This window comes from Streptococcus oralis (assembly GCF_006175905.1).
Lineage (GTDB): Bacteria > Bacillota > Bacilli > Lactobacillales > Streptococcaceae > Streptococcus > Streptococcus oralis_BG.
Window position 1 is genome coordinate 405,595 of record NZ_SSNB01000003.1, and the last position, 26,868, is coordinate 432,462.

The following is a 26,868-nucleotide window of genomic DNA, read 5'->3' on the forward strand; positions in this document are numbered from 1 at the left end:
TTATGGAGTAGGTCTCCTTTAAAATGTCTCTCACACATTTAATAACTTCAAGAAAATAACCACGAATCAACGATTCGTGGTTTTATAGTTCATCTGCAATCTTGTTTATTTTTCTGAGTCTGTGGTTGACACCACTTTTGGTCAAGGGATTGCTCAGGCTATCTGCCAACTGCTGAATAGAATAGTCTGGATGCTGAATCCGCAACTGTGCTACCTCTTGCAAATCCACGGGTAAATTTTCCAAACCCATTCTATCTTTGATTTTACTGATATTGTTGATGGTCTTCATACTGGCAGAAACCGTTCGAGCGATATTGGCTGTTTCAGCGTTATTGGCGCGATTGAGATCGTTACGGGTTTCACGCAAAATCTTGACACGCTCAAAGTTATCACGCGCCTGCATGGCCCCAATCACAATCAAGAAATCCATGATGTCCTCTGCACGTTGGAGATAGGTAACTGCACCTTTCTTTCGCTCAATAACCTTGGCATCCAACAAAAACTGCTGAAGGAGAGAGGCCAATCCTTGGGCATGGTCCAGATAAACGGAACTGATCTCCAACTGGTACTTGCCAGACTCCGGATCTCGGATGCTACCATTTGCCAGAAAGGCCCCACATAAGTAAGCACGTCCAGCCTCCTCATCTGCTAAGATGTCAGGATCAATGCCCGTCTCCAAACCAAAGAAGGAATCCGCAAGCCGCAAATCAGCTAAAAGCTCCTGCACCCTCTCATCGGTATAGACCGTATAGACACGGTTCTTACGAAGATTGCTTCTCTGATGGTGACGAATTTCTGACTTGATGTCATAAAAATGGAGAAAAGACTCATAGAGATGCCGAGCTAGCTTGGCATTTTCGGTCACGACGGACAAGGTCAGGCCAGAAATCGAGAGACCGATACTGCCAGACATCTTGATGATGGCTGATAATTCATGACGACTGAGATGGTGTTGACCAAGAATTTCCTCTTTTACTGCAACTGTAAAACTCATTTTCTCACCTGTATGATGCGCATCAATTCATCTACAATCAAATCGCCATCATGGAAGGCTCCTCCATTTTCCAAACGAAGGAAGTTGGATGAAATCACACGGGGAACCTGTTTGCAAAGACCAGCAAAGTCATGCTCTACCTGAACCAAATACTCATCAAAACGGTTGGTATCCATGTATTCTCTAGGAACCTTTTCGATATTAACCAAGACCGTATCAATAAAAGGCCGACCTAAGTGTCGATGGAGGACTTCCACGTGGTCACTGTCTGAAAAGTGCTCTGTTTCCCCACGCTGGGTCATGATATTGCAGACATAGGCGATCTCCGCCTTAGTCTCCAAGAGAGCCTGCCCGATCTCCTCAATGACAATATTTGGCAAAATCGATGTAAAGAGGGAACCAGGCCCCAAGACAATCATGTCACTCTCTAGAATAGTATTGACTACTCGACGGCTGGCTTGGGGTGTTTCATCATCCAGGGTATTGGTCACATAGACATGGTCAATCATTCCTGGATGATCTGCAATATGGCTCTCACCCGCCACCTCTGAACCGTCTTTAAAGACTGCATGCAGTGTCAAAGGCTGATCGCTTGAGGGGTAGATTTTTCCTGTTGTGTGGAAAAAGAGACTTAGCAGCTGCATGGCATTATAAGTGGACCCTTGCATTTCAGAGAGCCCTGCTATGATGATATTCCCCAGTGGATGACCCGCAAATGCTCCGGCCTCTTCTGAGAAACGGTACTGAAAAACCTTCTCATAAAACTTGGGCATATCTGACATGGCCACAAGGACATTACGGAGATCACCTGGTGGTGTCAGCTGTTGGATATTCTTTCTTAGCTCACCAGAAGATCCACCATCATCAGCTACCGTTACGATGGCTGCAATCTCAACATCCTTTTCTCGCAAGCTTTTCAAAATGACGGGGATACCTGTTCCTCCACCAATTACCGTTATCTTTGGTTTTCTCATGAACGGTTTACCGTTTCCTTTCTTCTGTCTTTGTCACGATGGCTTTCATTGACAGGCCAGTTTTTAGCAAGGTCCTCAGCGATTCGTTTTGCAAAGGCAACACTACGGTGCTGTCCACCTGTACATCCTACTGCAATGGTTAAAACAGACTTGCCTTCTTTTTTGTAACTTGGCAAAATGGGTTCAATCAAAGCGAGTAAGTGCTGATAGAAACTTTCAGACTCTTCATGATTCATCACATAGTCATAAACTGCTTGATCCTCACCTGTCTGATTGCGGAGTTCCGGAAGGTAGTATGGATTTGGCAAAAAACGGACATCAAAGACCAAGTCTGCATCGATAGGAATACCATACTTGAATCCAAAAGACATGACCTCGATACGGAAAGACTGGGCTTGTTCTTGGTCTGAAAATTGCTCAGCAATGGTTTTACGAAGTTCACGTGGGGTGAGTTCTGTCGTATCCACCACATTTTGGCTCATGTTTTTCAAAGGTGCCAAAAGTTCACGTTCCAACTTAATGCCATCTAAAATTCGACCATCTGCAGCAAGTGGGTGACTCCGTCTGGTTTCCTTGTAACGGGCTACCAATTCCTTATCTGCTGCGTCTAAAAAGAGGATTTTGAAGTCCAAATCATCTTGGTTTTCCAATTCATCCAAAACAGCCTGAATCTCTGAAAAGAAGGAACGACTACGCATATCGACTACCAAGGCCAGTTTGTGGTCATCGTCCTTGGTCTCTACCAACTGCAAAAACTTTGGCAAGAGGGCTGGCGGCATATTGTCAATGGTAAAATATCCCAAATCTTCGAAGGACTGAATGGCTACCGTTTTCCCTGCGCCACTCATCCCTGTCACAATCACCAGGTGAAGTTGTTTCTTTGTCATCTATCTCTCCTTATATCAAAAAAAGTTTGGCAGAGCCAAACTTCAACTAGCTTATCCAATCTCTGCGATCACTTCAATTTCGACTTTTACATCACGAGGAAGACGTGCAACCTCTACAGCTGAACGAGCTGGGAACTCCTCTTTAAAGGCAGTCTGGTAAACCTCGTTAAAAGGAACAAAGTCATTCATATCGCTCAAGAAACAAGTTGTTTTGACAACATGGTCAAAGTCTGTTCCTGCTTCTGCCAAAATAGCACCAATATTTTTCAAGACTTGTTCTGTCTGTTCTTGGATCGTTTCTCCTACAATTTCTCCAGTTTCAGGAGATAGGGGAACTTGACCGCTAGCAAACAAAAGATTGCCAACGATTTTCCCTTGAACATAAGGTCCGATTGCTTTTGGAGCTTTGTCTGTATGAATTGTTTTTGCCATTTCTTTCCCTCACAATTTTTCTAATATTGCATCCCAAGCCTGATCCATCCCTGCCTTGCTAACAGATGAAAAGAGGATGAAGTCGTCACTTGGGTCAAAGTTTAATTTCTTTTTGATTGCTGATTCGTGCTTGTTCCACTTACCACGGGGAATCTTGTCCGCCTTGGTCGCAACGATGATAACCGGAATCTCATAATACTTGAGAAATTCGTACATCTGCACATCATCTGCTGACGGGTCGTGGCGGAGATCCACCAAACTGACAACCGCACGGAGATTTTCCCTAGTCGTCAGGTACTCCTCAATCATGCGCCCCCACTTTTCACGCTCCTTTTTGGAAACGCGGGCATAGCCGTAACCTGGTACATCCACAAAACGCATCTTGTCATCAATGTTAAAGAAGTTGAGCAACTGAGTTTTACCAGGTTTTCCTGATGTACGAGCAAGATTTTTGCGGTTGAGCATGGTGTTGATAAAGCTAGACTTGCCAACATTTGAACGCCCTGCAAGGGCAATCTCTGGCAGTTCATCCTGCGGATAGTGGGACTTGTTTGCCGCACTGAGCAGGATTTCAGCATTGTGTGTATTGATTTCCATAGTCTCCTCTAGGCTGTTTCTAGGATTGGTTTTTCCGTTCCATCGACAGCTTCTTTCGTGATGCGGACCAATTTCACATTTTCCTGACTTGGCACTTCAAACATAACATCTAGCATGGTTTCTTCGATGATTGAGCGAAGACCACGCGCACCAGTTTTGCGTTCAATAGCCTTATTGGCAATTTCTTGAAGGGCTTCGTCGTCAAATTCCAACTCAACGTCATCATAAGAAAGTAAGGTTTGGTATTGTTTCACCAAGGCATTTCTTGGTTCTTTCAAGATGCGAACCAAGTCATCGACCGTCAATTGCTCAAGAGCAGCAAAGACAGGCAAGCGTCCAATCAACTCAGGGATAATACCGAATTTTTGAATGTCTTCTGCGATGATTTCTTGCATGTATGAGCTGTTTTCATCAATCGCCTTGTTATTTTGGCCGAATCCGATGACTTTTTCACCCAGACGTTGTTTAACGATTTCTTCGATACCATCAAAAGCACCACCCACGATGAAGAGGATATTTTTGGTATCCACCTGAATCATCTCTTGTTGCGGGTGTTTGCGTCCACCCTGAGGCGGCACGCTAGCAACGGTTCCCTCGATAATCTTGAGAAGGGCTTGCTGCACCCCTTCACCCGAAACGTCACGTGTGATAGACACATTCTCGCTCTTCTTGGCAATTTTGTCAATTTCATCCACGTAGATAATCCCGCGTTCTGCACGTTCGATATTAAAGTCAGCAGCCTGCAAGAGTTTCAGGAGGATGTTTTCCACGTCCTCACCCACATACCCAGCCTCAGTCAGAGCTGTCGCATCTGCGATAGCAAAAGGCACGTTCAAGCTCTTAGCCAAGGTTTGAGCCAAGAAAGTTTTCCCAGAACCCGTTGGGCCAATCATCAAGATGTTTGACTTCTGCAAATCCACATCTTCAGACTCTTCACGCGTATCGTGGAAATTGATGCGTTTGTAGTGATTGTATACAGCCACTGCCAAGGCACGTTTGGCACGATCCTGACCAATCACATAGTGATTCAAGATATTGAGGAGTTCGATTGGTTTTGGTACTTCAGACAAGTCTGCCAAGACTTCCTCAGCCAACTCCTCCCGAATGATTTCCTGGGCCAACTCCACACATTCATTACAGATAAAGGCGTTGTTCCCAGCGATTATTTTCTTTACTTCTTCTTGGCTTTTGCCACAAAATGAGCAATAAACCATCATATCATTTTTCCTATTTGTAGGCATGATTTCCTTCCATTCTAATTTATCATTCTATCTAAAATAAGGTCATATAAAAAGCGTGGACACTGTTGACCAGATTGGTAAAAGCATTCAACCAGAGTAAGGCAGACAGTCCATAGCGCTTCTTACGAAAAGCCTGTGCTCCAGTCAAAATACAGATCACACACAAAAAAGCTGTAAAAAATCCAAATATACTGCGCTCCATTAGACTTCCTTTCTATCTCGGTATTCGATGGTAAAATCATAGTCGTTTTTCTCATCTCGGGTGTAAGATTTGCTTGCAACCGTCTCAAAACGAGATAAGTCAAACTCCTCAGGGAAATAGGTATCTCCCTCCACCTGAGCATGAATCTGCGTCACGATAATTTCATCTAAATAAGGCTCAAAAGCCTGAAAAATCTGCTTTCCGCCAATGATATAGAGATTTTTTTCCTGACTCTGATACCACGCTAAAACAGACTCCACATCTTGAAATACGAGCGCCCCATCTATAACTTCTTCGCTATTGCGCGTTAAAATCAGGGTTTGCCGTTTTGGAAGCAGACGACGTCCCATACCATCAAAGGTCACTCGTCCCATCAGTATAGCATGATTTAAAGTCGTTTCCTTAAAATGTTGCAACTCTGCTGGCAAATGCCAAGGGAGACGATTTTCTTTCCCAATCACACCTTTTTCATCTTGGGCCCAAATGGCTATGATTTTCTTTGTCATGCTTCCGTCCTTTTTATTGATAATACTATTTTATCAAAATTCTCCCAAAAAGGCTGTTTTGAAACGCGCGCAAAAGAGAGAAAAGGAGCAGGCTTCATTTAGTCTGCTCCTCTCGTCCCTAGGACATATATTTTTTTGCTTCTGATTCAATTTTTTCAACCACTTCTTGGATACTTAGTCCAGTTGTGTCAAGGTAAACTGCATCCTCAGCCTGTTTGAGAGGAGAGGTTTCACGATGACTGTCCTTGTAGTCACGCGCAGCAATGTCTTCTTTCAACGTTTCCAAGTCAGTCTCAATCCCTTTAGCAATATTCTCCTTGTAACGACGCTCTGCTCTTTCTTCAACAGAAGCCACTAGGAAAATCTTGAGTTCAGCTTGTGGTAAAACAACTGTCCCGATATCACGCCCATCCATGACGATACCACCTTGCTGAGCAATCTCTTGCTGGAGCGAAACCAGTTTCTCACGCACCTCAGGAATGGCAGCGATGCTTGAAACCTTGTTGGTCACTTCATTTTCACGAATCGGATGGGTAATATCAACATCTCCTACAAAAACAAGTTGCTCACCTGTTTCTGAACGTCCAAAACTAATGGGGTGTTGGTTAAGAAGCTCAAGAAGTTGGTCTACATTTTCTGCATTCAACTGGTGCTTGAGCGCTATATAAGTCGCAGCACGGTACATAGCACCTGTATCGAGATAAGTATATCCAAAATCCTTAGCGACAATCTTTGCGACCGTACTCTTGCCACTCGAAGCTGGACCATCGATAGCAATTTGAATTGTCTTCATGACCGACTCCTATCTTGTCTTAATCACATCACCTGGGTTGGCAAACCAAGATCCAGATGACATGTGAGAAGGATTTAGGGCTTCTAGCTGGGCAATGGAAATCCCTGCACGTTGAGCAAGAGCTGCTTCTCCCTCTCCAGGCTGTACTGTAAGTGTTCCTTCACCCTCTGTAGTATGCTCTTCCGAACTGCTCTGTGAAGGTGTTGATTCAGAAGAAGCTGTTTCCTCTACCTTGCTACTTGAAGATGATGATTCTTCCACTTTAGAACTTGAACTTGTAGAAGGAGACGATGCATCATAGAAGTCCTTCAAAGATGATGTACGATTGCTTCCACCGGTTGATAGGTAAATCAATACAACTACCATCGCTACAACAATTACAAAGAAGAGGCTAGCTAGAACTGTCAAGACACGATTCGCAACAACGCCTTTCCCTTTTTGTTTCCGGTGTCGACGCTCTGATCTTGTTTCTTCCTCATTGTTTTCGTAAATATCTTCTTGCCACGGTTCTTTTTCCATACCTTACTCCTTGTTTTTTTTACATTTTCTTATTACAATATAAATATGAAAGTCACACTTATACCCGAACGGTGCATCGCCTGCGGGCTTTGCCAAACCTATTCTGAACTCTTTGATTACCATGATAATGGAATCGTTCGATTTTACGATGATCCAGTCGAATTGCAAAGAGAAATCGCTGAGACCAGCGATGTTCTGGAGGCCATCAAAAATTGTCCTACACGTGCACTCCTAAAAGATCCATCGTAGGAAGCAGGAAATAAATATAATTGATTTTTTCTCATTTTTCCCACACTTACTAGTTTAGCATATTTCTAGGTAAAATTATAGTCTTTTTTGGTTATTTTTTTCCTTCAACAAGAGAAAGGTCACTTTTTTCTTTGACGAGATAGAGTGGTCTTTTTTTGGTTTCCAGATAGATCTTACTGATATACTTACCAAGAATCCCAATTGTCAGGAGTTGAATCCCTCCAAGAAAGAGAATGACAGCCATCAAAGACGTCCAACCAGATGTCGGATTTCCCAAGATAAGAGTCCGAAACACTACAAAAAATGTCATCACAAACGAAAGAAAACAAGATAGAAGTCCCGCTACAAAGGCTATACTCAAGGGGAAATCTGAAAAGTTAAGAATCCCTTCAATCGAGTAGAAAAAGAGTTGTCTAAAACTCCAACTGGTCTTGCCAGCCTGTCGTTCAACGTTTGGATAATCAAGATAGTGCGTTTTAAAACCCACCCAGGCAAAGAGTCCTTTAGAAAAACGATTGGACTCGGTCAGTGTTAAAATAGCATCTACCACAGACCTTCTCATCATGCGAAAATCACGGACACCTGAGGGCAAGGCCACTGGGCTAATTTTTTGCATGAGGCGGTAAAAGAGGTCAGCACAGAAACTGCGGAAAAAGGGTTCCCCCTCCCGACTAGTTCTCCGTGTCCCAACACAGTCTATATCTGCATTTTGGTCTAGTAAGGCTTTCATCTCAAGTAGCATACTAGGAGGATCCTGAAGGTCTGCATCCATCACGACCACCAAGTCTCCAGTTGCATGCTGCAAGCCTGCGTATAAGGCTGCCTCTTTCCCAAAATTTCGTGAGAATGAGACATAACGGACCGCAGGATTTTGCTCCCGATAGGCCTTCAAAAGCTCCAAGGTCCCATCGCTTGAGCCATCGTCTACAAATACATATTCGACCTCTGCTCCCAAGTCAGGAAGCAGAGCTTCCACAGACTGATAAAAAAGAGGAAGTACTTCCTCTTCGTTTAGACATGGGACAATGATCGAAATCATCATCTTAGTCTTCAAATCCATTTGGATGCTTGCTTTGCCAACGCCATGCGTCTTCACACATTTGGGTGATGTCGAGTTCTGCTTCCCAGCCCAGTTCTGCTTTGGCTTTTGCCGGGTCTGAGTAGCATGCGGCGATATCACCTGGGCGACGTTCTACGATGCGGTAAGGAATAGGACGTCCCACTGCTTTTTCCATATTTTGGATAATTTCAAGAACGGAGTAACCTTTACCAGTTCCAAGGTTATAAATGTTTAGACCTGAACCTTTTTGGAGTTTTTTCAGAGCTGCAACGTGACCTTTGGCTAAATCGACAACGTGGATATAGTCACGAACCCCAGTTCCATCTTCTGTATCGTAATCATCTCCAAAGACTTGTACTTGTTCCAGTTTGCCAACTGCTACTTGTGAAACATAAGGCAAAAGATTATTTGGAATGCCGTTTGGATTTTCTCCTAGGTCTCCACTTTCATGCGCTCCGATTGGGTTAAAGTAACGAAGCAAGACCACATTCCATTCTGAGTCAGCCTTGTAGATATCGGTCAAAATTTCCTCTAGCATGAGCTTGGTACGACCGTATGGGTTGGTCACTGAAAGCGGGAAATCTTCTAAGATTGGAACTGTATGAGGATCTCCGTAAACAGTCGCAGAAGAACTGAATATGATGTTCTTACAGTTGTTTTCTTCCATAGCTTTTAGAAGGCTGACAGTTCCAGCGATATTGTTGTCATAGTAGGCAAGAGGAATACGGGTTGATTCGCCAACAGCCTTCAAACCAGCAAAGTGAATCACACCAGTCGGTTCTTCTTGCTTGAAAATATCTCTGAGAGTATCAGTATCACGGATATCTGCCTCATAAAAAGGAATCTCAACTCCTGTAATTCTCTCAACAACTTCTAAACTCTTACGATTGCTGTTGACAAGATTATCCACCACAACCACTTGATGACCTGCTTGGATCAACTCAATAACAGTGTGGGTTCCGATAAATCCGGCACCACCAGTTACCAAAATCTTTTCTTGCATCTTTTTTCCTCGATTCTCGGATTATTTTTTCTTATTTTATCATTTTTGATAGGGAATGTCATTTGACATCCTAAACTATCTGCTAAAATTTCAGTAAAATCTTATTCGCTTTTTACTCGCTTGACATAGTTTGCAATTGGGTAGTTTACTGGGTCCAAAGTAAACTCCTTGTCTTGGACCAGCTGTGCTAGATGATACCCGATGATCGGGCCCGTTGTGAGGCCTGATGAACCTAGACCGCTAGCCGCATAAACACCCGCTAAGCCTGGCACCTGTCCAAAGAAAGGGGAGAAATCACTGGTATAGGCGCGAATTCCTACACGCTCACCTGATGATTTCGCTTCTGCCAAGGCTGGATAGTATGGTAAGGCTGCATCCTCCATTTGTTGGAGCAAGGTTTCATCTACCGTCAAGTTAAATCCCATGTCGTTTTCATGGGTAGCGCCTAAGGACAATTTCCCACCTGCAAAAGGAATCAAATCCCACTCCCCTTCTGGCATGACAACAGGGTAAGTTTCCATATCTTTGGAAATCTGATAATCTCGGAGTTGTCCTTTTTGGGGACGAACATCTACCTCATATCCTAAAGGTTCCAAAATGTCCCCCAACCAAGCTCCTGTCGCCAAAATGACCTGATCAAAAACGCAATCCCCGATCTGGTAGTCTGATAATAAAGGAGTCAAAGTCACTTTCTCTTTGACCAACTTGACCTGACTGGCTTCTAGCAAACAATTCACTAACAGTTGGCCATCTACTCTCGCTCCACCAGAAGCGTAGAGCAGGCGGTCAAATCCCTGCAAGCCAGGGAATAATTCATTTGCAGACGCTTGGTCTAGAATGGCTAATTGACCTATCAAGGGAGATTCTTCCCTACGCTGGAGTGCTAGTTCATAGAGTTCTTCTAACTTGGATTCATCCTTTTTCAAGAGAAAAACTCCCGAACGCTGGTAAAAGTCGATTTCCTGTCCTGACTTTTCTAAATCAGCCAACAATTCCTCGTAAAAGTCCGCTCCCAAGCGCGCCATCTTGTACCAGGCTTTATTGCGGCGTTTGGAAAACCAAGGACTGATAATTCCTGCCGCTGCCTTGGTAGCTTGCCCCTGTCCATGGTCAAAGACGGTCACCTCTAGGTCGCTTTCTTTCGAGAGGTAGTAGGCAGCTGTTGCCCCCACAATCCCTGCTCCAATAATGGCAACTTTTTTCATTGTCTTCACCTTCTAACTAGATATGGTGGAAAGGATTAGTCGATGCCTGACTAGGCAAGATATCAACAGTCCAGCCCTTCTCTGCCTTCCATTGAGTAAGGAGCGCAGCGATTTTCTCCACAAAAAGGATTTCGATATAGTGGCCCGGGTCCAGCGCCAACAAGCCATCAGACAACATATCCTGGGCAGTGTGGTAATAAATATCCCCAGTGATGTAGACATCTGCTCCCTTTGCCAAAGCATCCTTATAGAATGACTGCCCGCTACCACCACATATGGCTACTCTTGAAATAGGCTTCTGCAAATCACTATCTTGATAATGCACCATGCGAAGACTATCAAGACCAAAGACTTGCTTGACATGCTGAGCAAATGCTCCAAAAGTCTGTGGTTGAATGTCACCAATACGCCCAATCCCACGTTCTGGGCCTGTTTCCTGTAGATAAGTCGTTTCCTCAATACCCAGCATCTGGCAGAACCAGTCATTGAGGCCATTTTCAACGATGTCAACATTAGTATGACTGACATAAACTGCGATGTCATGCTTGATGAGGTCGATGTAAATCTGATTTTGTGGACGGCTGGCGACCAAGTCCTTGATAGGACGGAAAATCGGCGCGTGCTTGACGATAATCAAATCCACATCCTTTTCAATGGCTTCTGCCACTGTCTCTTCACGAATATCAAGGGCAACCATAACTCTTTGGATATCCTTGTCTAAAGTCCCAATTTGCAGACCACGACTATCCCCCTCCATAGAAAATTCTTGCGGACAAAAGGCTTCATACGCTTTGATTACTTCACTTGCTAACATGGAGAACCTCCTTAATAGCTTGAATTTTATGAGCTAGAACTTGACGTTCCTCCAGATTTTTTTCTGGGATTTGGCTAAGAGCAACCTCTAACTTGCTGACTTCTCTCTGCCACTTTTGAACGAAAACTGGGCTGACTTCTTTGGACAAGAAAGGTCCAAAGCGAACATCACTGGCTGATAGCTCCATTTGTCCCGCTTCCACCACTAGAATCTCATAAAATTTGCCAGCCTCTTCTAGAATACTTTCGGCCGCAATCTGAAAACCATGGTCTTGTAACCAGATGCGCAAGTCGTCTTCACGATTATTGGGCTGGAGGATTAAACGTTCTACATTAGCCAACTTCTGCAACCCTTCTTCTAATATCGTAGCAATCAAGCGCCCGCCCATACCAGCGATGGTGATGACCGATACCTGGTCTACCTCTTCAAAGGCTGCCAAACCATTGGCTAAACGAACTTGGATTTTTTCTTCCAATCCGTGGGCCTCTACATTTTTGATCGCAGACTGGTAGGGGCCAACCACCACTTCGCCTGCAATAGCACCTTCAATTCGCCCTCTCTCGACCAACTCGATAGGCAGATAAGCATGGTCACTCCCCACATCTAGTAACACGGCCCCCTGTGGCACAAAGGACGCCACCAATTCTAATCTCTTTGAAATCATTTTCTCTCACTTTCCAAAACTCTGTCACCTCTTATTATACCATATTTTAGCTAGCAATCTTGCACCTAAAAAGACCGCAATCCACAGATTGCAGTCTTTCTTTATTTTCTGGATTGGTAACGACTAGTTAGAATGAAAATCACGGTAAAGACTAACATCATGGCCCCATAGACAGGTAATGTTTGTCCTGTTAAGGTCGAAATTTCAAGCAACTTTTGGATCATTGGGAAAAGAGCTGTGGCTAGGAAGCCCCCTACTGACCAGACAATCAAGAGGACACGCCAGAGGGTGAATGGCATGCAGGCTCTAAATACGGATAAGAAACCGATAGACCCAAGGAGATAATAGAGTAGGGTTGAGATTTCTAACTCAGACCAACCTTGACTCGCTCCAAAAATTTTCACAAAAAGAACGCTGAACACGACCATGAGGGCACTTGGTAGGGCGCGAAGCATGGATTTTCTGAGGAAGTTTGGTTCAACAGGTTTGATATTTCTCTCAAAAGTCAGAACGAATGGCGGGAAACCTTCCACGAATTGGTCAATCATGGTAATCTGGATTGGAATGAAGGGGAAAATCAAAATCCACTCAGACCGTCCTAGAAGAGCACTGGCGATACAGATGACTGCTAACAGGAAGGAATAGATGGTCTTTATCAAGAAAATCGGTGCAATGTGAGCAATATTATTAACCACACGACGACCTTCAAAGAGAATCTCAGGAACATCATTGAAGTCTGAGTTCAAGAGAACTAGATTGGCAATCTGACGTGTTGCCGGATCTCCCTCTGCCATCACGATGGAACAATCCGCCTCACGAAGGGCCAGGATATCATTGACCCCGTCCCCTGTCATAGCTGTTGTATGCCCCGCTTTTTTCAGGGTTTGGATCAGTAGTTTCTTTTGATGAGGGGAAACACGCCCAAAAATCGCAGTCTCCTCAGCCATGGCCACCAATTCCTCATCCGTTATTTTTGAGCAATCAACATAGCTGTGATAGTCTGCAAAACCTGCCTTCTGGGCAATGCTGGAAACCGTGACTGGATTATCACCAGAGATAATCTTGAGGCCTACTTCCTGGGAACGAAGATAGTCTAGTGTCTCAGCTGCTCCTTCTCGAATGGGATCCAAGATTTCCAGCAAGGCCAGGGCCTGAATATCAGATGGTTTCTGTGGTTTGTGGTGGTCTAGTTTTCCCTGACTAAGGGCTAATACCAAGACACGTGAACCTCTCTCTAGAGCCTCTCTAGCTTCAGGGATTTCAGAGTCCAACAACATCTCAGGTGCCCCTAAAAAAACCGTCCCCAAACCTTCTAACTCCATAGCTCCCCACTTACGGTCGCTTGAGAAAGGAAGATTCGAAAGCATAGGATAGGAAACCTGACCTTGGAAACGCTGGCGAATAGCCTGGGCTGTTGGATTTTTATCCTCACTATGAGCTATGTAGCTGGTCAGAATGTTAGTAATAGCCTCATCACCATAAGTTTCCGTCAGAGGAAGAACCGCCTCCACCTGCATCTTTCCTTGGGTGATGGTGCCCGTTTTGTCCAGACAGAGCATATCCACGCGCGCCAAGGTCTCGACAGAGTACATCTCCTGCACCAAGACCTTTTTCAAGCCCAGCTTAATCACCGCAGTCAAGAGCGAAGTAATGGTCAAAAGGGCGATTCCCTTAGGCAACATGCCCAAAAGGGCTGTCGACGAATTTACAACGGACGACTTAAGAGGCAAGCCTTTTAAAATCAAGGCTTCCAGCAAGAGAGCCAGACCAAAAGGAATGATAATCTTCCCAGTAAAACCTGCTAGCTTGTCCAGCGATTTCATGATACGAGAGTTGATGGGTTTCACTGTCTTAGCTTCCAGCATGAGTTTGGAAGCATAGTTTTCTGCCCCAACATGGTGAACTTGAGCTAAAACTGACCCACTAGCTAGGAAACTCCCTGATAAAAGCAAGGCATCCACTTCCTTTTGCACCAAATCACTCTCACCCGTCAACATGGCTTCATTGACTTCCGCAAAGCCTTCTAGAACCAGAGCATCACTAGGAATCTGCTCTCCAGCAGACAGGCGAATAACATCACCCTGCACCAATTCTTCCGGATTAAGAGCGACTTCTTGGCCATCACGGAGGGTTTTGACCTTTTCCTTGGTCATCAGATTGAGCTTGTCCACCATATGTTTGGCCCGTAGCTCGGTCACAATCCCTGAAAAAGCGTTAAAGCAGATAACGGCAAAGAAGACCAGATTGCTCCAAGCCTGCACAAAGGCCAGCGCTAGGGCAATAACAAAGTTCAAAGCGTTAAAAAGTGTAAAAACATTTCGTTTAAAGATTTGCCAAGTACTGGTACTAGCTGAAGCGGTAAAGTCATTGACCAAACCTTGAGCCTGTCTTTCCTTGACTTCTCTTTGGGTTAATCCCATTATCATATTTTTATCCATAAATTCTATCATATCATTTTTTCTAGCAGAATTCTAATCCTATCCAAAAACTATCCACTGATGACTGAAAAAGTTTGCCAGTAGTCTTTTGATGAGGTATAATAATAAAAGCAAGACAATCGAAGGAGATCTCATGTTTTATACTTATTTGCGTGGACTAGTCATGCTGATCTTGTGGTCCATCAATGGCAATGCCCACTATCACAATACTAATAAAATCCCTAGCCGAGACGAAAACTATATCCTCGTCGCACCTCACCGTACCTGGTGGGATCCTGTTTACATGGCCTTTGCGACCAAGCCAAAACAGTTCATTTTTATGGCCAAAAAAGAGCTGTTTAACAACCGCATCTTTGGCTGGTGGATCCGTATGTGTGGCGCCTTTCCTATCGACCGGGAAAAACCTAACGCCTCTGCCATCAAGTACCCTATCAACGTCCTCAAAAAAAGCGACCGTTCTCTCATCATGTTCCCAAGTGGGAGCCGCCACTCAAATGATGTCAAGGGTGGAGTTGCCTTGATTGCCAAAATGGCTAAGGTCCGTATCATGCCGGTTACCTACACAGGTCCTATGACCTTGAAAGGCTTGGTTAGCCGTGAACGTGTGGATATGAACTTTGGAAATCCTATCGATATCTCAGACATCAAGAAAATGAATGATGAAGGGATTGAAATGGTTGCAAACCGTATCCAAGCAGAATTCCAACGTTTGGACGAAGAAACTAAGCAATGGCACAATGATAAAAAACCAAACCCACTCTGGTGGTTTGTCCGAATCCCAGCCCTCATCCTTGCTGTGATTGTTGGTATCCTAACGATTATCTTTACCTTCATCGCAAGCTTTATCTGGAATCCAGATAAGAAGAGAGAGAAACTTGGTTAAAAAATACAATTATCCCTTGGAAAAAGCCAAGGGATAATTCTTTTATTTGATTTTCCATTTTGGGGCCAACCAGCTGGAAAAGGCTAGGAATCGTTCAGCCACTTGCTCATGGTGTCCATAAGGATCAAAGACAAACTGACCAGTCGGATAACGTTTCTGAAGACTAGTATGGACCTGCTCAGCATAGACTGGTGCTTGAGCCAAGCGATTGGTATGATGGGCTCCTTCTGTTTGACCATTCTGTAAATACAGTAAACAGTCCAAATTTTTCACCTTTTCTTCCCTGCAATAAGTCGTAAAATCAGGATACCAAAAGGAACCGCAGATGGAGAAGACACAGGAGACCTTGTCAAAGCTGAAAAGACTGTATACTGCTGCCAAACCACCTAGTGAGTATCCTCCATAAGCAAGGCGATTTTTGTCCAGGCGATAAAGCGACTGCAACTTATCTAAAAGACCTCCAAATAAATGACTATGATAGGCATTTGCCTGACCGCCAAAATCTGGAGCTCCCTCTCTCAGAGCAGCTGCCTTCCATGGAGTGTAGTCATCTAGGCGATTTTCAGAAGTCAAACCCACTAAAATCACAGATTCTGAAAGGGAAGATAGAAAATCCAAGTTTCCATCATTCAAGAGAATAGCTGGATAGGTTTGATTGGGGGCATAGGTCGAAGGAAGACTGACCTTAACTTGAATCCCTTCCCAATCAAACTCATTATTTATTGATAAAGTCATTGATTTTCTCAAGGGAATCAATCACTGCTGGACCATAGTCCATCAACTCATCGTAAGAGATGGTCATGATTTTTTGATTCTTAATTGCAGGAACGTTTTCCAAAACTTCATTTGCTTTCATCAACTCTACTGCGTTAGCATCCAATTTTTTATTGCGGTCGCTGGTCACATAGATAATCAACTCAGGATCCATAGACACGAGATTTTCCAAGGTCAAGCCTGATGTTCCCGTTGCAACGTTTGTATAACCAAGTTGATTCAACAAGCTTTCTTGCAAAGCAGACTTGTATGCACCGAAGGTTTCATCATTATAAGCAACCATAATCAAAGCCTTTTTCTTTTCACCTTGGCTTGCTGGGTTTGCTTTCTTAACAGCGTCAATTTTAGCTTGTAATTGTGCCACGTACTCATTGGCCTTGTCCTGAACATTGAAAATCATTCCAAGATTTTTGACATCTTCTACAATATTTCCTAAATCTTGCTGAATCGTTGAGAGAGAGGCTTTTTGTGTATAGACTGGGATTTTGTTTTCATTCCAAGTGCTAACTGTCCCCAAGGATTTTTCAGAAAACATCATGTTTCGACCCATCACCGCATCTGGTTCATAAGAAAGGACTGTCTCTTGTGAGACTGTTTTTTTATCGCCAATTTGAGGAATCGTCGCGATCGCGTCCTTGTATTTGTCCGTCACAGCATTGTCAGGGTTGAGCATGCCAGCAATTTTATCCTTCAAGCCTAGCTCCAATAAGATTTCAGTAGTTGAAAGATTATTGGTGATAACTTTTTCAGGTGCCTTGTCAAAGACTTGTTCGACTTCATTTCCCTTAGCATCATATGTCTTGACCGTGAGTGGATAAGTCGTCTCTGTGCTAGCCTTTTGACTTGTTTCTGTGCTAGACTGTGTGGTAGCTTTTTCTGTAGTAGTGTTACCACAAGCTGCCATGGTTAGGGTAGCTACTGTTACGAGTAAAATGCTTAGTGTTTTTTTCATCTTGTTTTCCTTTTCATTTTTATAAATAGTGAATCATAGCTTGCTGATCCTCGGTCCAAGTAACCTGACTTTGAACTCCATATACAGTTTGCAATGACTCAGGGGTGATGGTCTCCTTTGGAGTACCTTGGTAAAGGATTTCCCCCTCCTTCATCAGATAGAGATAATCCGAATAGCGACAAGCAAGTTGAATATCATGCAGGACAGCTAGAACATTGATCTTGAGATCCTTGACAATGGCCAGTAAGTCTAGCTGATACTTGATATCTAGATGATTGGTTGGTTCGTCCAGGAGCAAGAGAGTCGGTTCTTGCGCCAAGGCGCGTGCTAATAAGACTCGCTGTTTCTCCCCACCTGAAAGAGACGAATAGAGACGAGTTTTCTTCTCAAGCATATCCACCTTGATGAGAGCATCTTGAACGAGGGCATAATCCCTTTCCTTTTCTTTCTGTAAAAAAGAGAGGTGAGGCGTTCTTCCCAGCAAGACGATTTCCTCAACTGTACAATCAAACTGCAATTGATTAAACTGAGTGACAACTGCCATTTGCTTGGCTGTTTCTTTGAGTGACCAATGCTCCAGAGGCTTTCCATCTAAGCTTATCAAGCCTTTGTTTGCCTTTTCCTGACGATAAAGGAGTTTAAGCAGGCTGGTTTTCCCGCTTCCATTTGGTCCTAGTATCGTATGAAATTGGTGCCCTTCAACCTTAAGAGAAACTCCTTTGAGGATTTTTTTCTCTCCTAGTCCAAAGTGAACATCCTGACAAATCAAGTCCATATCAGACCCTCACCTCCCTTCGCCTACCTCCAACAATGTAGATAAAGAAGGGAGCACCCACTAAAGCTGTGAAAATACCAATAGGTAGCTCTGCGTTTGGAATGATGACACGAGAGAGTACATCTGCCCATATGACAAAGAGGGCACCCAGTAAGGTCGCAACGGGAAAAAGTCTCCTGTAATTCGTTCCTACTAACCCTCGAGCTAAGTGAGGAGTAATCAGTCCAACAAATCCAATAATCCCACAGGTTGCCACTAAGACTGCTGTCAGCACAGCCACCATGGTCACATAAAGATACCAATAGAAGCGTAAGGGAATCCCCAAAGTTAAAGCAGCCTCATCTCCCATCATCATCGCATTAAAAACACGATACTGAGTAGAGAAAAATAGAAAAGCCAATCCTACTACTATAGTTGGCAGGACTAAGTCAGACCAGGTAGTCCCGGCAAGCGAGCCCATGGTCCAAAACTTAATGGTCATCACACTGTCCGCATTAGCGCCGACTGAGATAATAAAGTTGGAAAATGCCAGAAAGAGAGCATTGACCACCGTTCCTGATAAGATCAGACTAGAAGTCGTCATCCTTCCCTGCATAGAGGCAATGATGAGGACAGCGATTGTTGCCAAAATAGCTCCAAGGAAAGCTCCAAGGCTAATCACCAATTTTAAACCAAGAATGATGCTCAAAGTTGCCCCTAGAGTTGCACCCGCAGAGATGCCTAAGACATAGGGCTCAGCGATAGGGTTGTTTACCGTGGACTGCATCACGCTACCACACATGGAAAGACCAGCCCCTACTATCAGGCCTAACAATACTCGGGGGAACCTCATATTCCATACAATGGCAAGAGTTGACTTAGAAACCTCTCCTATCTCAAGAGGAAATCCCAATCTGCTCAAAATGATCCGATAGGTATCTCCTAGATCAATCGCAACAGACCCCATAGAAACAGTTAGAAAGAGCGAAATCCCTAAAACAGCTAGCAAAACACCTAAAAGTAACACAAATTGCAGGTCCCGTCGGCTTCCAGAAAATTTGGAAAGCATGCAATCCTCCTTGATAGAATAATAGAAATATGAAAAGTATACCATATTTCTATTAGATGGACAAGGATAGAGACATATATAGAAAAAGCCCTCTGAAATCAGAGAGCTGCCTGTTTATATAATCAGCGAGAATCTTTATATCACCAATTCTCCCACTGGGTTTCAACCTTCACCTCGCCATAGTTGCTTGGTGAGTACTTGCTGTCATAAATGGAGCACCAATCTTTTAAAACCCTCTGGTTGACGATTTCGTCATAGTCTTGCTCTAATTCTTCTTTGGAAATATTATATTTTCTGAGATATTCTCTTACTTTTTCTTCATCATCAATAAATTGACCTGGTTTCCTTGGCTCTTCAATGATGGCAAGTTTCTTTTTGAGTACTTTCTTTTGCATATTATAGTGTGCCGAATACCATAGGGTAATATTCGAATTAGTCTTCCTTTCAAAACGAATTGACATCCCTTTAATTCCTGAACCAAAGTTAAAATTAATGGTTATATCACTGTAGTCTTTGGGAAGAATTTCATACTTTCCAAAAGGAGTATAGGATATATTTGGGTCATCACTCGACCAATCAGGTCTGACTTTAAAGCCATCTATGTGCCTTAAAATATTATTTGACCGATAAGTCTTCTCGGTTTCTTGGTAAATCTCAGCAAAAATGTTTTTAGGTTGATTGATAAAAAAGTAGAAACAGGATGATATGATTATCACGAATAAGGCTACTAGGCCTAGCATTTTCTTCATACTATCACCAATTCTCCCACTGGGTTTCGACTTTCACCTCGCCATAGTTGCTTGGCGAGTACTTGCTGTCATAAATGGAGCACCAATCTTTTAAAACCTTCTGGTTGACGATTTCGTCGTAGTAAGAATCCAAGTCCTTGGCAGTGACACCGTACTGCTCTATGTAGGATTTCACCTGAGTTTCGTCTTCGATATAAGTTTCCGTATCTGCTTTCTTTAATCCTATTTTGACAAATTTTTTTAAATTGCGTTCTTTATGAGAATATACAGTCCACATTTTTATACTAACATTGGACTCTATCCGTTTTTCAAATGAAATTAAGCTTAATTGAGCTACGGATTTAAAATTAAAATCTATAGCAATTTTCTCATAGCTATCTGGTAAAGCATTTCCCTCATAGACGACACTTGGATAAAATCTAGAATCATCACTATACTCTTGATATTTATGTGCTTCAACATCTTTCAAATTGTTAAAGACATTATTTCCTAGATAGGTTTTCTCTGTCTCCTGGTAAATTTCATCAAAAATGTTTTTAGGTTGACGTACAAAGAAGAATAGACAAACTGATACAAGTAATATCACTATTGTTAAAACACCTAGGATTTTCTTCATGTTATCACCAATTCTCCCACTGGGTTTCAATCTTGACATCACCATAGTTGCTTGGCGAGTACTTGCTGTCATAGATGGTACACCAATCTTTCAAGACTCTCTGGTTGACGATTTCGTCGTAGTAAGAATCCAAATCCTTGGCAGTGACACCGTACTGCTCTAAGTAGGATTTCACTTGGGCCTCGTCTTCGATATAAGTTTCCGTATCTGCTTTCTTTAAACCTATTTTGACAAATTTTTTTAAAACACGATCCTTCCGAGTATAGTTATCCCATATTCTAACTCTAACATTTGGCCCAATTCGTTTTTCAAATGAGATTGAACTTAATTGTGTTTTTGTAGTAAAATTAAAACCAATTTCGATTTCAAAATACTCTTCTGGGGTATGGTCTTTATTATAAGTTCCAAATGGATAATATTTAGAATATTCTCCATCACTTGGCCAATCCGGTCTAATTTCAAAACCTTCTATATTTCTTAAAATATTATTTGACCGATAGGTTTTCTCTGTCTCCTGATAAATTTCATCAAAAATGTTTTTAGGTTGATGAATAAAAAAGTAGAAACAGGATAATACAATTATCACGAATAAGGATACTAAACCTAATATTTTTTTCATCATCATTCTCCTAATCTGCCACAGCTTCTAAACGATTTAAAAACTTGGACACTCCTGGATATTTTCTTTCAATATATGCTTTAAGAGCATCCTCTCCATCTAGCTTAATATCCGTTGGTCGCAAACTATCATAAATAGTATCTCTGACTGTATCCCAATCCTTATTTTTTAGGAATTCTCTTTCTCTCTGAAAGGAGTCTTTTTGAAGGTCAGCATAGTAAGAAGAGTTTGCTTGGTCATAGGATTGCCCCTTTTGCATACGGCCGATAAGGTTGACCGAGTCCAAATCCGCCTTGTAGTCATCCTCTCCGATACTTGGCTTCATATCGTTTGCATTAAAGGTCGTATCTCCCTCCCAGCCAGAAAGGTCCTTGACACGCTCTCTACTACCAGCATAGATATCGGCTAACTGAACTTGATTAGGATTAAGGTGAGTGGCCATAGTGATGGACTGGTGGGTGAAGTCTGCATGGCCCGCTCCGTTGTTGGAATAGGTCTTTAACTTGCTGTCCCAAAATTCGTCAAATTTATTATTTTTGCCATAAACTTTTTCATACTTAGTCTTAGCATTATTATATTCAGATTTTTTTTCTTTTAACTTTGTTATATTAGCAACTTCACCACCCGCCATCTCGTGTTGCAGTCTAAGATTATAATACAGTTCTTTGGCTTTTTCTTCTTTTAGCCCCAATTCTTGAAAGATTTCAGGAACTGGTTTTAAAGTTCTTAATTTTTGGCCTGTCTGCGGATCACTCACAAATTCGTAATAAAAATATTGCCACAATCCACCTGCCGTTTCGTTCCACTTAAAATCATTATAGTTTGCTGCACCGACGACTCGCAAAAAGATATAGTCACGGAACTCTTGACTAGAGGTTGGGAACTTCTTGTCTATCCCTTGCTTGATGGTCAAGAGCTGTTGGGATGTCTCGGCATCAAAGCCGTATTCTGCCATCATGGTTTGGACAAAGGCCTTCTCTTGACGACTGAGCTTCATGTCCTTTGTATCAGCATAGGCAGTCAGGTAGTTGGCCCAAGTCAGGTCAGATGGGACTTTAAAGACGCCTTGCTTGGTATCCCAGCTCGTTTCGATCTGAGCCAGTCCGCGACTCAGTTGCACATCGATACTAGCTAGATCATCGAAAAGCCCTCCTGAGTAGCTATCATAGGCGCGCAGGTCTCTCAAAATCGTTTCATAGACGCGTTTATTGGCATGGTGTCCTCGCATGAGTTCCACATTACTGCGTCTCAATCTCCCCTTTTCTTCACTATCCATGGTCAAGCTAGAAAGTGATTGATTGACTTCATCTAGATAGGCAATCATTTGCTCTTCCTGACGGATCTTATCAAGCAGATCATCCTCGCGCCAACTCTTGCTGTCGACCATCGTTTGGTAGTCGTCTGGTAATTTCTTGATAGCTTGAGAGAAGGTTTCTGCATAGAGTTGTCCCCCTTTGCTCAAAGGTAGCAAGACACTTGCAAAAAAACTTCTAGCCGAATCATAAGCGTCGCCCTTTAGACTCTCCTTATCCTCTGAAAACTTTTGGATGGCTGATTGCAAGGCTTGATAAGCCTCCACCTGTGATTGGCACATGGTCGCTACACTCGAACTTTGTAGTTGTGATTGTTCCAAGTACATATCAATGCCCATGCCGTTTTTCCTCCTCTCTTTCTAGTTCCTTGCGTCTTTCATAGTAGACCTCATCCAAGTCTCCCTCTAACCGGAACTTTTCTTTTTTCAAATCATCCATGTGATAGGTGAGGTTCTCAAAGATTTGGTTTTTAAGCTGGTTTCTTTGTAGGAGCGTTTCTTCCAACTGTCCTGCATATCGGCTCTGATAGGCTGACTCCCACAAATCATTTTGATAACGGTGACTAACTCTATCATAGCCTTCAAAGATTTCTATCAGTTCTTTGGTGCGGTACTTCTCTTTTCCATTGTCTTCTAGCTGGTACAAGAGTTCTCGCTCTCTTTTCTTTAACTCATCCAACTTGCTCATGCATTACTCCTAAAACCATTGGCAGCAGCCTTATCTAGCGCCTCAAAATCACTCGCTACAGAGTGGAGGCGTTCAGAAGTTAGGGTGACAGCAGCTGTAATCTGACTAGCTAGATTTTGAGCTTTTGTCAGACATTGATGGGCCTTGTTATTCCCTTGAAGAGTCGTTAGGTCATCTTGACTAGCCACAGCAATAGCTGTTAAAGATTGACAAGCATTTTTCAGCTGACTCGCATAGGTTTGAGCAATATTTAGATCACTTTTTACTGTTGACATGACTGTTTTATCCTTTTTCTAAATCCCTAGTGATAGGTTTACTTCATTTAGCTATATAGGCCTATTATACCATGTTTTGAATACAAGCCCTCATTTATACTATATTTAGATAATAGAATCATCTTATAGAGAAAAAGCTACCCAATGGAGTAGCTTCATTATTATAATCTGCTTAATTGAACACGGCCTAACCACTTGGCAAAAATGATAAAATCTCCCCAAAGGGAGATGATCTAGTTTATTTTACCTTACAGTGCTAGGAACCGTAACCGAAGATTATACTTGAGTATATCGAGGTAAGGTGACAACATAAAAAGCCCTCTGAAGTCAGAGAGCTGATTTGAGCCCGGGCTAAAATCCTAGTGAAACAAAAAAATCTACACGATCAGAAAAGTCTCTATCGTGCCATTTTCATACATGATGTATAGTCCAAGTAGAATGAATACTATGGGCACAATGATTCGCTCGTATTTTTCAATTGTCTCGAATATTAACGGAATAGAGGATAACATCCGACTAATCTCGCAAAAGATAATTATGCCGATTACAAACACAAGCAACGCCACGAGGGTCTGTGACCAATCTAACGAAGCAAAATAAGGTATATAGATACCTAAATTATCTCCGCCAGACGCAATTGTCAGCAATGTAACTGTCCAAAACAGTTGATTTGCCTTGCTTTGTTCTAATCTTTCAATAATTTCTTCCTCTTCTTCCTCACCTTCTCCAACAATTGCAAAGCGAATCCCTAAATAGATAGGGATTAAACCAAGCAATCCAACCATCCATTCTTCAGGCACGAAATTAACGACATAAGCAGCAACTAAACTCGCCCCTACAAGTAAGCCTGTTCCTAGATATTGCCCCGCATAAATATGCCATTTCTGTTTATTCTGTGATAGCTGTGCAAATAAAATAATTAAAATAATTAAATAATCGATACTGGTGGAAATATAAACACCAATAGCAGATATGATTGTCTGTCCCATAAAAACCTCCTGTATTAGTTAGTAATAAATCAGCAGATTTTAGGAGAGCACAGACACATTAATTTTGCTATCGCTAGTGGGTAATGTCGAACGTAGGAAAGCATTTTACTCCTCCTCAAAACGTAGTTACAAAGTAATTTCTAACTGGAATTCGGTGACTACTTCCATGTAAAGTATAACATACTATACTTTACTTCGTAAAGTGTGGGCTCTCCGAGGGGGCTTGCAGACAGCTACTCGACTTTTCAAGCCGAGTAGCTGCGCACCTTTATGGTGTAATTAGCTGATACCATTTGAGGTTTTTGTAGTCTCCAAAATTGTGACCGATAAAACTGCGACACCCGGGGTATGCGCATCAACCCCGTTTTTGTAGTCTCCAAAATTGTGACCGATAAAACCTCAATAAAAAAGCCCTCTGAATATCAGAGAGCTGATTTGAGCTTGGGCTAAAATCCTAGTGAAAAAGATAAAACTCCTTGTGTTCATCGAACACGGTGTACTTTCCCTATTTTCATACGGATTTTTAACGCCCTTAGCATCATGATTCTTGCTGGATAAAACGTTTATAGACTAAGCGGCAAGCCGAAGATTGTACAAAAATGTTAGTGAAACAAAAAATCTCCCCGAAGGGAGATGATCTGGTTTATTTTACCTTACAGTGCTAGGAACCGTAACCGAAGATTATACTTGAGTATATCGAGGTAAGGTGACAACGCAATGTAAGTGGAAAATAAAGCAGATTAGCGACGAAGTCCTAGAGAGTTGATCAACTCACGGTAACGGTTAACGTCGTTTTTACGCAAGTATGCAAGCAAGTTACGACGGCGACCGATTTTCTTCATCAATCCACGGTAAGTAGCGTGGTCTTTTTTGTGTTGTTTGATGTGTTCGTTAAGGTGGTTGATTTCCCAAGTAAGGACAGCAACTTGAACCTCTACTGAACCTGTATCACCTTCGTGACGTGCATATTGTGCGATGATTTCATTTTTTTTCTCTTTTGAGATTGCCATGATGTTTCTCCTTTTTATTTGGCTTCATCCGAGTGACAGGTTGGCATGCCTGTAACCAAGAAGAAGTTATTTGTCTTTACGACAGTTCTTATTCTACCAAGAAGCAGAGACTTTGTCAACTGATTTACTGTTCAAGACCGTGAATTACTCTACTGATTTCAGGGCTTCGAGTATATCTACCTTTCTTACAATCAAGTCACTCCTTACTATCATTATAACGCTTTTTCAACTAGTTGAAAACTAGGAGCAAACACAAGAAAGCCTAGGAATCCTAGACTTTCTGTTTATAAATTATTTTCCAAGGTAGTATTCAGAAACCACGTTCAATTTTTCGTCAAATTCGAATACCAATGGTGGGAAGTTAGGGATTTCCACGTCCATGATTTCATCGTCTGACAAGCGTTTGATGTGTTTTACAAGGGCACGGATTGAGTTACCGTGAGCTCCTACGAATACATTTTTACCATCTTTAAGTGCTGGAGCGATTTTGTCTTCCCAGAATGGAAGGGCACGTTCCAAAGTCACTTTCAAGTTTTCAGCATCTGGGATAACTGAGTCGTCAAGTGAAGCGTAACGACGGTCAGTGTGAGCTGAGTGCTCATCGTTACGGTCCATGTTTGGAGGCAATACATCGTATGAACGACGCCAGATGTGAACTTGCTCATCACCAAATTGTTCAGCAGCTTCAGCTTTGTTTTTACCAGTCAAACCACCGTAGTGACGTTCGTTCAAACGCCATGATTTTTCAACTGGAACCCACAATTGGTCAGAAGCTTCAAGAGCCAAGTTTGTTGTTTTGATCGCACGTTTCAATACTGAAGTGTAAGCTTGGTCAAATTCGATACCAGCTTCTTTGATCAATTTACCAGCGTCAATCGCTTGTTGTGTTCCTTTTTCAGACAAATCAACATCAGCCCAACCAGTGAAAAGGTTAGCTTTGTTCCATTCAGACTCACCGTGGCGAGCAAAAACCAATTTTACCATTAGATGGATTCTCCTTTTATTTTTCGAGGTTGCCCTCGTTTATCTATTCTATTTTACACAATTTTTCACAAAAAAGCTAGTTAAAATCAACTAAAAAGAGAAGAGTCTCAACATGACTCTTCTCTCAGCAATCTACTTCTAAAAATTGTTTTTGAAACACAAAGACAACCCTTTCTGGGGCTGCTTTCGCTAGACTATCAGACAAGGCCACGGACTTCTTTCAAAAATTTAGAAAAAGAAACAGCTCCTTTAATGATTAGCAATCCACCTATCCACTCGGTAGCTGAAAGAAATCCCATCACACCACCTAGGATATATAAAATAGAAGACAGCTTTGGAAGTTGTTGATCTTCTTCGAAATAGATTAGCATAAAAGTGCCTAATGCGATTACCAGAATTTTAAAAAATGTCAGGAGCAAAGAAAAGGCAACCGTGACGACCAGCATTTTTGAAGGATCTTTATAGATGAGGGCCCCAGTATAGGATAGAAAAAATCGTAGGACAGGCCCCAAAAGTAAAGTTATTCCTGCCACCATACCCAGTCTCCAGTTTAGTCGAACCAATCTAGTTATCTCCATAAGAACCTCCTTCTCTCGTAGCTATCATTCTACCATAT

The 26,868-nt window shown here is 42.5% G+C and carries 31 protein-coding genes and 1 pseudogene; 2 read left to right on the plus strand and 30 right to left on the minus strand.

What is annotated here, in order from left to right; translation table 11 throughout:
• Nucleotides 1-82: 82 nt before the first annotated feature.
• The 10 genes from whiA to E7Y33_RS07805 form a co-directional block, all read right to left on the minus strand.
• Nucleotides 83-994 (minus strand): DNA-binding protein WhiA, encoded by a 912-nt coding sequence (gene whiA / locus E7Y33_RS07760; RefSeq protein WP_125415331.1) that lies wholly within the window; start codon nucleotides 992-994, stop codon nucleotides 83-85.
• On the minus strand, nucleotides 991-1,968 hold the full coding sequence (locus tag E7Y33_RS07765) for a YvcK family protein (protein ID WP_139690148.1): 978 nt from the start codon (nucleotides 1,966-1,968) through the stop codon (nucleotides 991-993). Before E7Y33_RS07765 ends, whiA begins: the two co-directional genes overlap by 4 nt.
• Nucleotides 1,965-2,855, minus strand: a complete 891-nt coding sequence (gene rapZ / locus E7Y33_RS07770) for an RNase adapter RapZ (RefSeq protein ID WP_000163039.1) — start codon at nucleotides 2,853-2,855, stop codon at nucleotides 1,965-1,967. Before rapZ ends, E7Y33_RS07765 begins: the two co-directional genes overlap by 4 nt.
• Before the next feature lie 51 nt (nucleotides 2,856-2,906).
• Nucleotides 2,907-3,287: a RidA family protein gene (locus tag E7Y33_RS07775; RefSeq protein WP_001140420.1), complete on the minus strand. Its 381-nt coding sequence runs from the start codon at nucleotides 3,285-3,287 to the stop codon at nucleotides 2,907-2,909.
• A 9-nt stretch (nucleotides 3,288-3,296) separates the two neighbouring features.
• Entirely contained in the window at nucleotides 3,297-3,884 is a 588-nt protein-coding gene (yihA, locus tag E7Y33_RS07780) for a ribosome biogenesis GTP-binding protein YihA/YsxC (protein ID WP_000405203.1), read from the minus strand.
• A gap of 8 nt (nucleotides 3,885-3,892) precedes the next feature.
• The gene (gene clpX / locus E7Y33_RS07785; protein WP_002874765.1) at nucleotides 3,893-5,125 is read right to left on the minus strand and encodes an ATP-dependent Clp protease ATP-binding subunit ClpX; all 1,233 of its coding nucleotides are present in this window, start codon (nucleotides 5,123-5,125) and stop codon (nucleotides 3,893-3,895) included.
• Between the two features lie 31 nt (nucleotides 5,126-5,156).
• Nucleotides 5,157-5,327: a hypothetical protein gene (locus E7Y33_RS09480; RefSeq protein ID WP_000442252.1), complete on the minus strand. Its 171-nt coding sequence runs from the start codon at nucleotides 5,325-5,327 to the stop codon at nucleotides 5,157-5,159.
• Entirely contained in the window at nucleotides 5,327-5,833 is a 507-nt protein-coding gene (locus E7Y33_RS07795) for a dihydrofolate reductase (protein WP_000162312.1), read from the minus strand. Before E7Y33_RS07795 ends, E7Y33_RS09480 begins: the two co-directional genes overlap by 1 nt.
• Before the next feature lie 118 nt (nucleotides 5,834-5,951).
• Nucleotides 5,952-6,626, minus strand: a complete 675-nt coding sequence (gene cmk / locus E7Y33_RS07800; RefSeq protein ID WP_139690149.1) for a (d)CMP kinase — start codon at nucleotides 6,624-6,626, stop codon at nucleotides 5,952-5,954.
• Nucleotides 6,627-6,635: 9 nt separating this feature from the next.
• Entirely contained in the window at nucleotides 6,636-7,145 is a 510-nt protein-coding gene (locus E7Y33_RS07805; RefSeq protein ID WP_000410192.1) for an SAG1386/EF1546 family surface-associated protein, read from the minus strand.
• Nucleotides 7,146-7,190: 45 nt separating this feature from the next.
• On the opposite strand from E7Y33_RS07805, the gene E7Y33_RS07810 reads away from it, so the two are divergent.
• Complete coding sequence (locus E7Y33_RS07810) at nucleotides 7,191-7,394, plus strand: ferredoxin (protein WP_002874767.1); 204 nt, start codon at nucleotides 7,191-7,193, stop codon at nucleotides 7,392-7,394.
• A gap of 75 nt (nucleotides 7,395-7,469) precedes the next feature.
• On the opposite strand, the pseudogene E7Y33_RS07815 reads toward E7Y33_RS07810, so the two are convergent.
• From E7Y33_RS07815 to E7Y33_RS07840, 6 genes and pseudogenes are all read right to left on the minus strand, one after another.
• Nucleotides 7,470-8,436: pseudogene (locus tag E7Y33_RS07815) on the minus strand (glycosyltransferase family 2 protein).
• Between the two features lies 1 nt (nucleotide 8,437).
• The gene (gene galE, locus E7Y33_RS07820; protein ID WP_001156532.1) at nucleotides 8,438-9,457 is read right to left on the minus strand and encodes a UDP-glucose 4-epimerase GalE; all 1,020 of its coding nucleotides are present in this window, start codon (nucleotides 9,455-9,457) and stop codon (nucleotides 8,438-8,440) included.
• 101 nt (nucleotides 9,458-9,558) lie between these two features.
• Entirely contained in the window at nucleotides 9,559-10,662 is a 1,104-nt protein-coding gene (locus E7Y33_RS07825) for an NAD(P)/FAD-dependent oxidoreductase (protein WP_161976056.1), read from the minus strand.
• 16 nt (nucleotides 10,663-10,678) lie between these two features.
• A complete protein-coding gene (locus E7Y33_RS07830) occupies nucleotides 10,679-11,476 on the minus strand; it encodes a Nif3-like dinuclear metal center hexameric protein (protein WP_139690151.1) in 798 nt (265 codons plus the stop codon).
• On the minus strand, nucleotides 11,463-12,140 hold the full coding sequence (locus tag E7Y33_RS07835; RefSeq protein WP_139690152.1) for a tRNA (adenine(22)-N(1))-methyltransferase: 678 nt from the start codon (nucleotides 12,138-12,140) through the stop codon (nucleotides 11,463-11,465). The genes E7Y33_RS07830 and E7Y33_RS07835 overlap by 14 nt, the downstream gene beginning before the upstream one ends.
• 101 nt (nucleotides 12,141-12,241) lie before the next feature.
• Nucleotides 12,242-14,578, minus strand: coding sequence for a cation-translocating P-type ATPase (locus tag E7Y33_RS07840; protein ID WP_139690325.1), 2,337 nt, complete (start codon nucleotides 14,576-14,578; stop codon nucleotides 12,242-12,244).
• A 133-nt stretch (nucleotides 14,579-14,711) separates the two neighbouring features.
• Here E7Y33_RS07840 and E7Y33_RS07845 point away from each other — a divergent pair, with 133 nt between their 5' ends.
• The gene (locus tag E7Y33_RS07845) at nucleotides 14,712-15,461 is read left to right on the plus strand and encodes a lysophospholipid acyltransferase family protein (RefSeq protein ID WP_139690153.1); all 750 of its coding nucleotides are present in this window, start codon (nucleotides 14,712-14,714) and stop codon (nucleotides 15,459-15,461) included.
• 42 nt (nucleotides 15,462-15,503) lie between these two features.
• Here E7Y33_RS07845 and E7Y33_RS07850 read toward each other — a convergent pair whose 3' ends face one another.
• The 14 genes from E7Y33_RS07850 to E7Y33_RS07915 all read right to left on the minus strand — a co-directional run bounded on the left by E7Y33_RS07850 (nucleotide 15,504) and on the right by E7Y33_RS07915 (nucleotide 26,830).
• Nucleotides 15,504-16,196, minus strand: coding sequence for an alpha/beta hydrolase-fold protein (locus E7Y33_RS07850; protein WP_139690154.1), 693 nt, complete (start codon nucleotides 16,194-16,196; stop codon nucleotides 15,504-15,506).
• Nucleotides 16,177-17,187: an ABC transporter substrate-binding protein gene (locus E7Y33_RS07855; RefSeq protein ID WP_139690155.1), complete on the minus strand. Its 1,011-nt coding sequence runs from the start codon at nucleotides 17,185-17,187 to the stop codon at nucleotides 16,177-16,179. Before E7Y33_RS07855 ends, E7Y33_RS07850 begins: the two co-directional genes overlap by 20 nt.
• A gap of 19 nt (nucleotides 17,188-17,206) precedes the next feature.
• Complete coding sequence (locus tag E7Y33_RS07860) at nucleotides 17,207-17,962, minus strand: ABC transporter ATP-binding protein (protein ID WP_139690156.1); 756 nt, start codon at nucleotides 17,960-17,962, stop codon at nucleotides 17,207-17,209.
• A 1-nt stretch (nucleotide 17,963) separates the two neighbouring features.
• The gene (locus E7Y33_RS07865) at nucleotides 17,964-19,010 is read right to left on the minus strand and encodes a FecCD family ABC transporter permease (protein WP_139690157.1); all 1,047 of its coding nucleotides are present in this window, start codon (nucleotides 19,008-19,010) and stop codon (nucleotides 17,964-17,966) included.
• Between the two features lie 140 nt (nucleotides 19,011-19,150).
• Complete coding sequence (locus E7Y33_RS07870) at nucleotides 19,151-19,759, minus strand: TipC family immunity protein (protein WP_139690158.1); 609 nt, start codon at nucleotides 19,757-19,759, stop codon at nucleotides 19,151-19,153.
• A gap of 4 nt (nucleotides 19,760-19,763) precedes the next feature.
• Complete coding sequence (locus tag E7Y33_RS07875; RefSeq protein ID WP_139690159.1) at nucleotides 19,764-20,375, minus strand: TipC family immunity protein; 612 nt, start codon at nucleotides 20,373-20,375, stop codon at nucleotides 19,764-19,766.
• Between the two features lie 4 nt (nucleotides 20,376-20,379).
• Nucleotides 20,380-20,994, minus strand: a complete 615-nt coding sequence (locus E7Y33_RS07880) for a TipC family immunity protein (RefSeq protein WP_139690160.1) — start codon at nucleotides 20,992-20,994, stop codon at nucleotides 20,380-20,382.
• 10 nt (nucleotides 20,995-21,004) lie between these two features.
• On the minus strand, nucleotides 21,005-22,645 hold the full coding sequence (locus tag E7Y33_RS07885; RefSeq protein ID WP_139690161.1) for an LXG domain-containing protein: 1,641 nt from the start codon (nucleotides 22,643-22,645) through the stop codon (nucleotides 21,005-21,007).
• Nucleotides 22,635-22,994 carry a hypothetical protein gene (locus E7Y33_RS07890; RefSeq protein WP_139690162.1) on the minus strand — a complete coding sequence of 120 codons (360 nt, stop codon included), beginning with the start codon at nucleotides 22,992-22,994 and terminating at the stop codon, nucleotides 22,635-22,637. Before E7Y33_RS07890 ends, E7Y33_RS07885 begins: the two co-directional genes overlap by 11 nt.
• The gene (locus E7Y33_RS07895) at nucleotides 22,991-23,269 is read right to left on the minus strand and encodes a TIGR04197 family type VII secretion effector (RefSeq protein ID WP_139690163.1); all 279 of its coding nucleotides are present in this window, start codon (nucleotides 23,267-23,269) and stop codon (nucleotides 22,991-22,993) included. The genes E7Y33_RS07890 and E7Y33_RS07895 overlap by 4 nt, the downstream gene beginning before the upstream one ends.
• A gap of 377 nt (nucleotides 23,270-23,646) precedes the next feature.
• Nucleotides 23,647-24,258 (minus strand): CadD family cadmium resistance transporter, encoded by a 612-nt coding sequence (locus E7Y33_RS07900; RefSeq protein ID WP_000531728.1) that lies wholly within the window; start codon nucleotides 24,256-24,258, stop codon nucleotides 23,647-23,649.
• 740 nt (nucleotides 24,259-24,998) lie between these two features.
• Nucleotides 24,999-25,268: a 30S ribosomal protein S15 gene (gene rpsO, locus E7Y33_RS07905; RefSeq protein WP_001018251.1), complete on the minus strand. Its 270-nt coding sequence runs from the start codon at nucleotides 25,266-25,268 to the stop codon at nucleotides 24,999-25,001.
• A gap of 291 nt (nucleotides 25,269-25,559) precedes the next feature.
• Nucleotides 25,560-26,252 (minus strand): phosphoglycerate mutase, encoded by a 693-nt coding sequence (locus E7Y33_RS07910; protein WP_139690164.1) that lies wholly within the window; start codon nucleotides 26,250-26,252, stop codon nucleotides 25,560-25,562.
• 197 nt (nucleotides 26,253-26,449) lie between these two features.
• On the minus strand, nucleotides 26,450-26,830 hold the full coding sequence (locus tag E7Y33_RS07915) for a hypothetical protein (protein WP_139690165.1): 381 nt from the start codon (nucleotides 26,828-26,830) through the stop codon (nucleotides 26,450-26,452).
• Nucleotides 26,831-26,868: the final 38 nt, after the last annotated feature.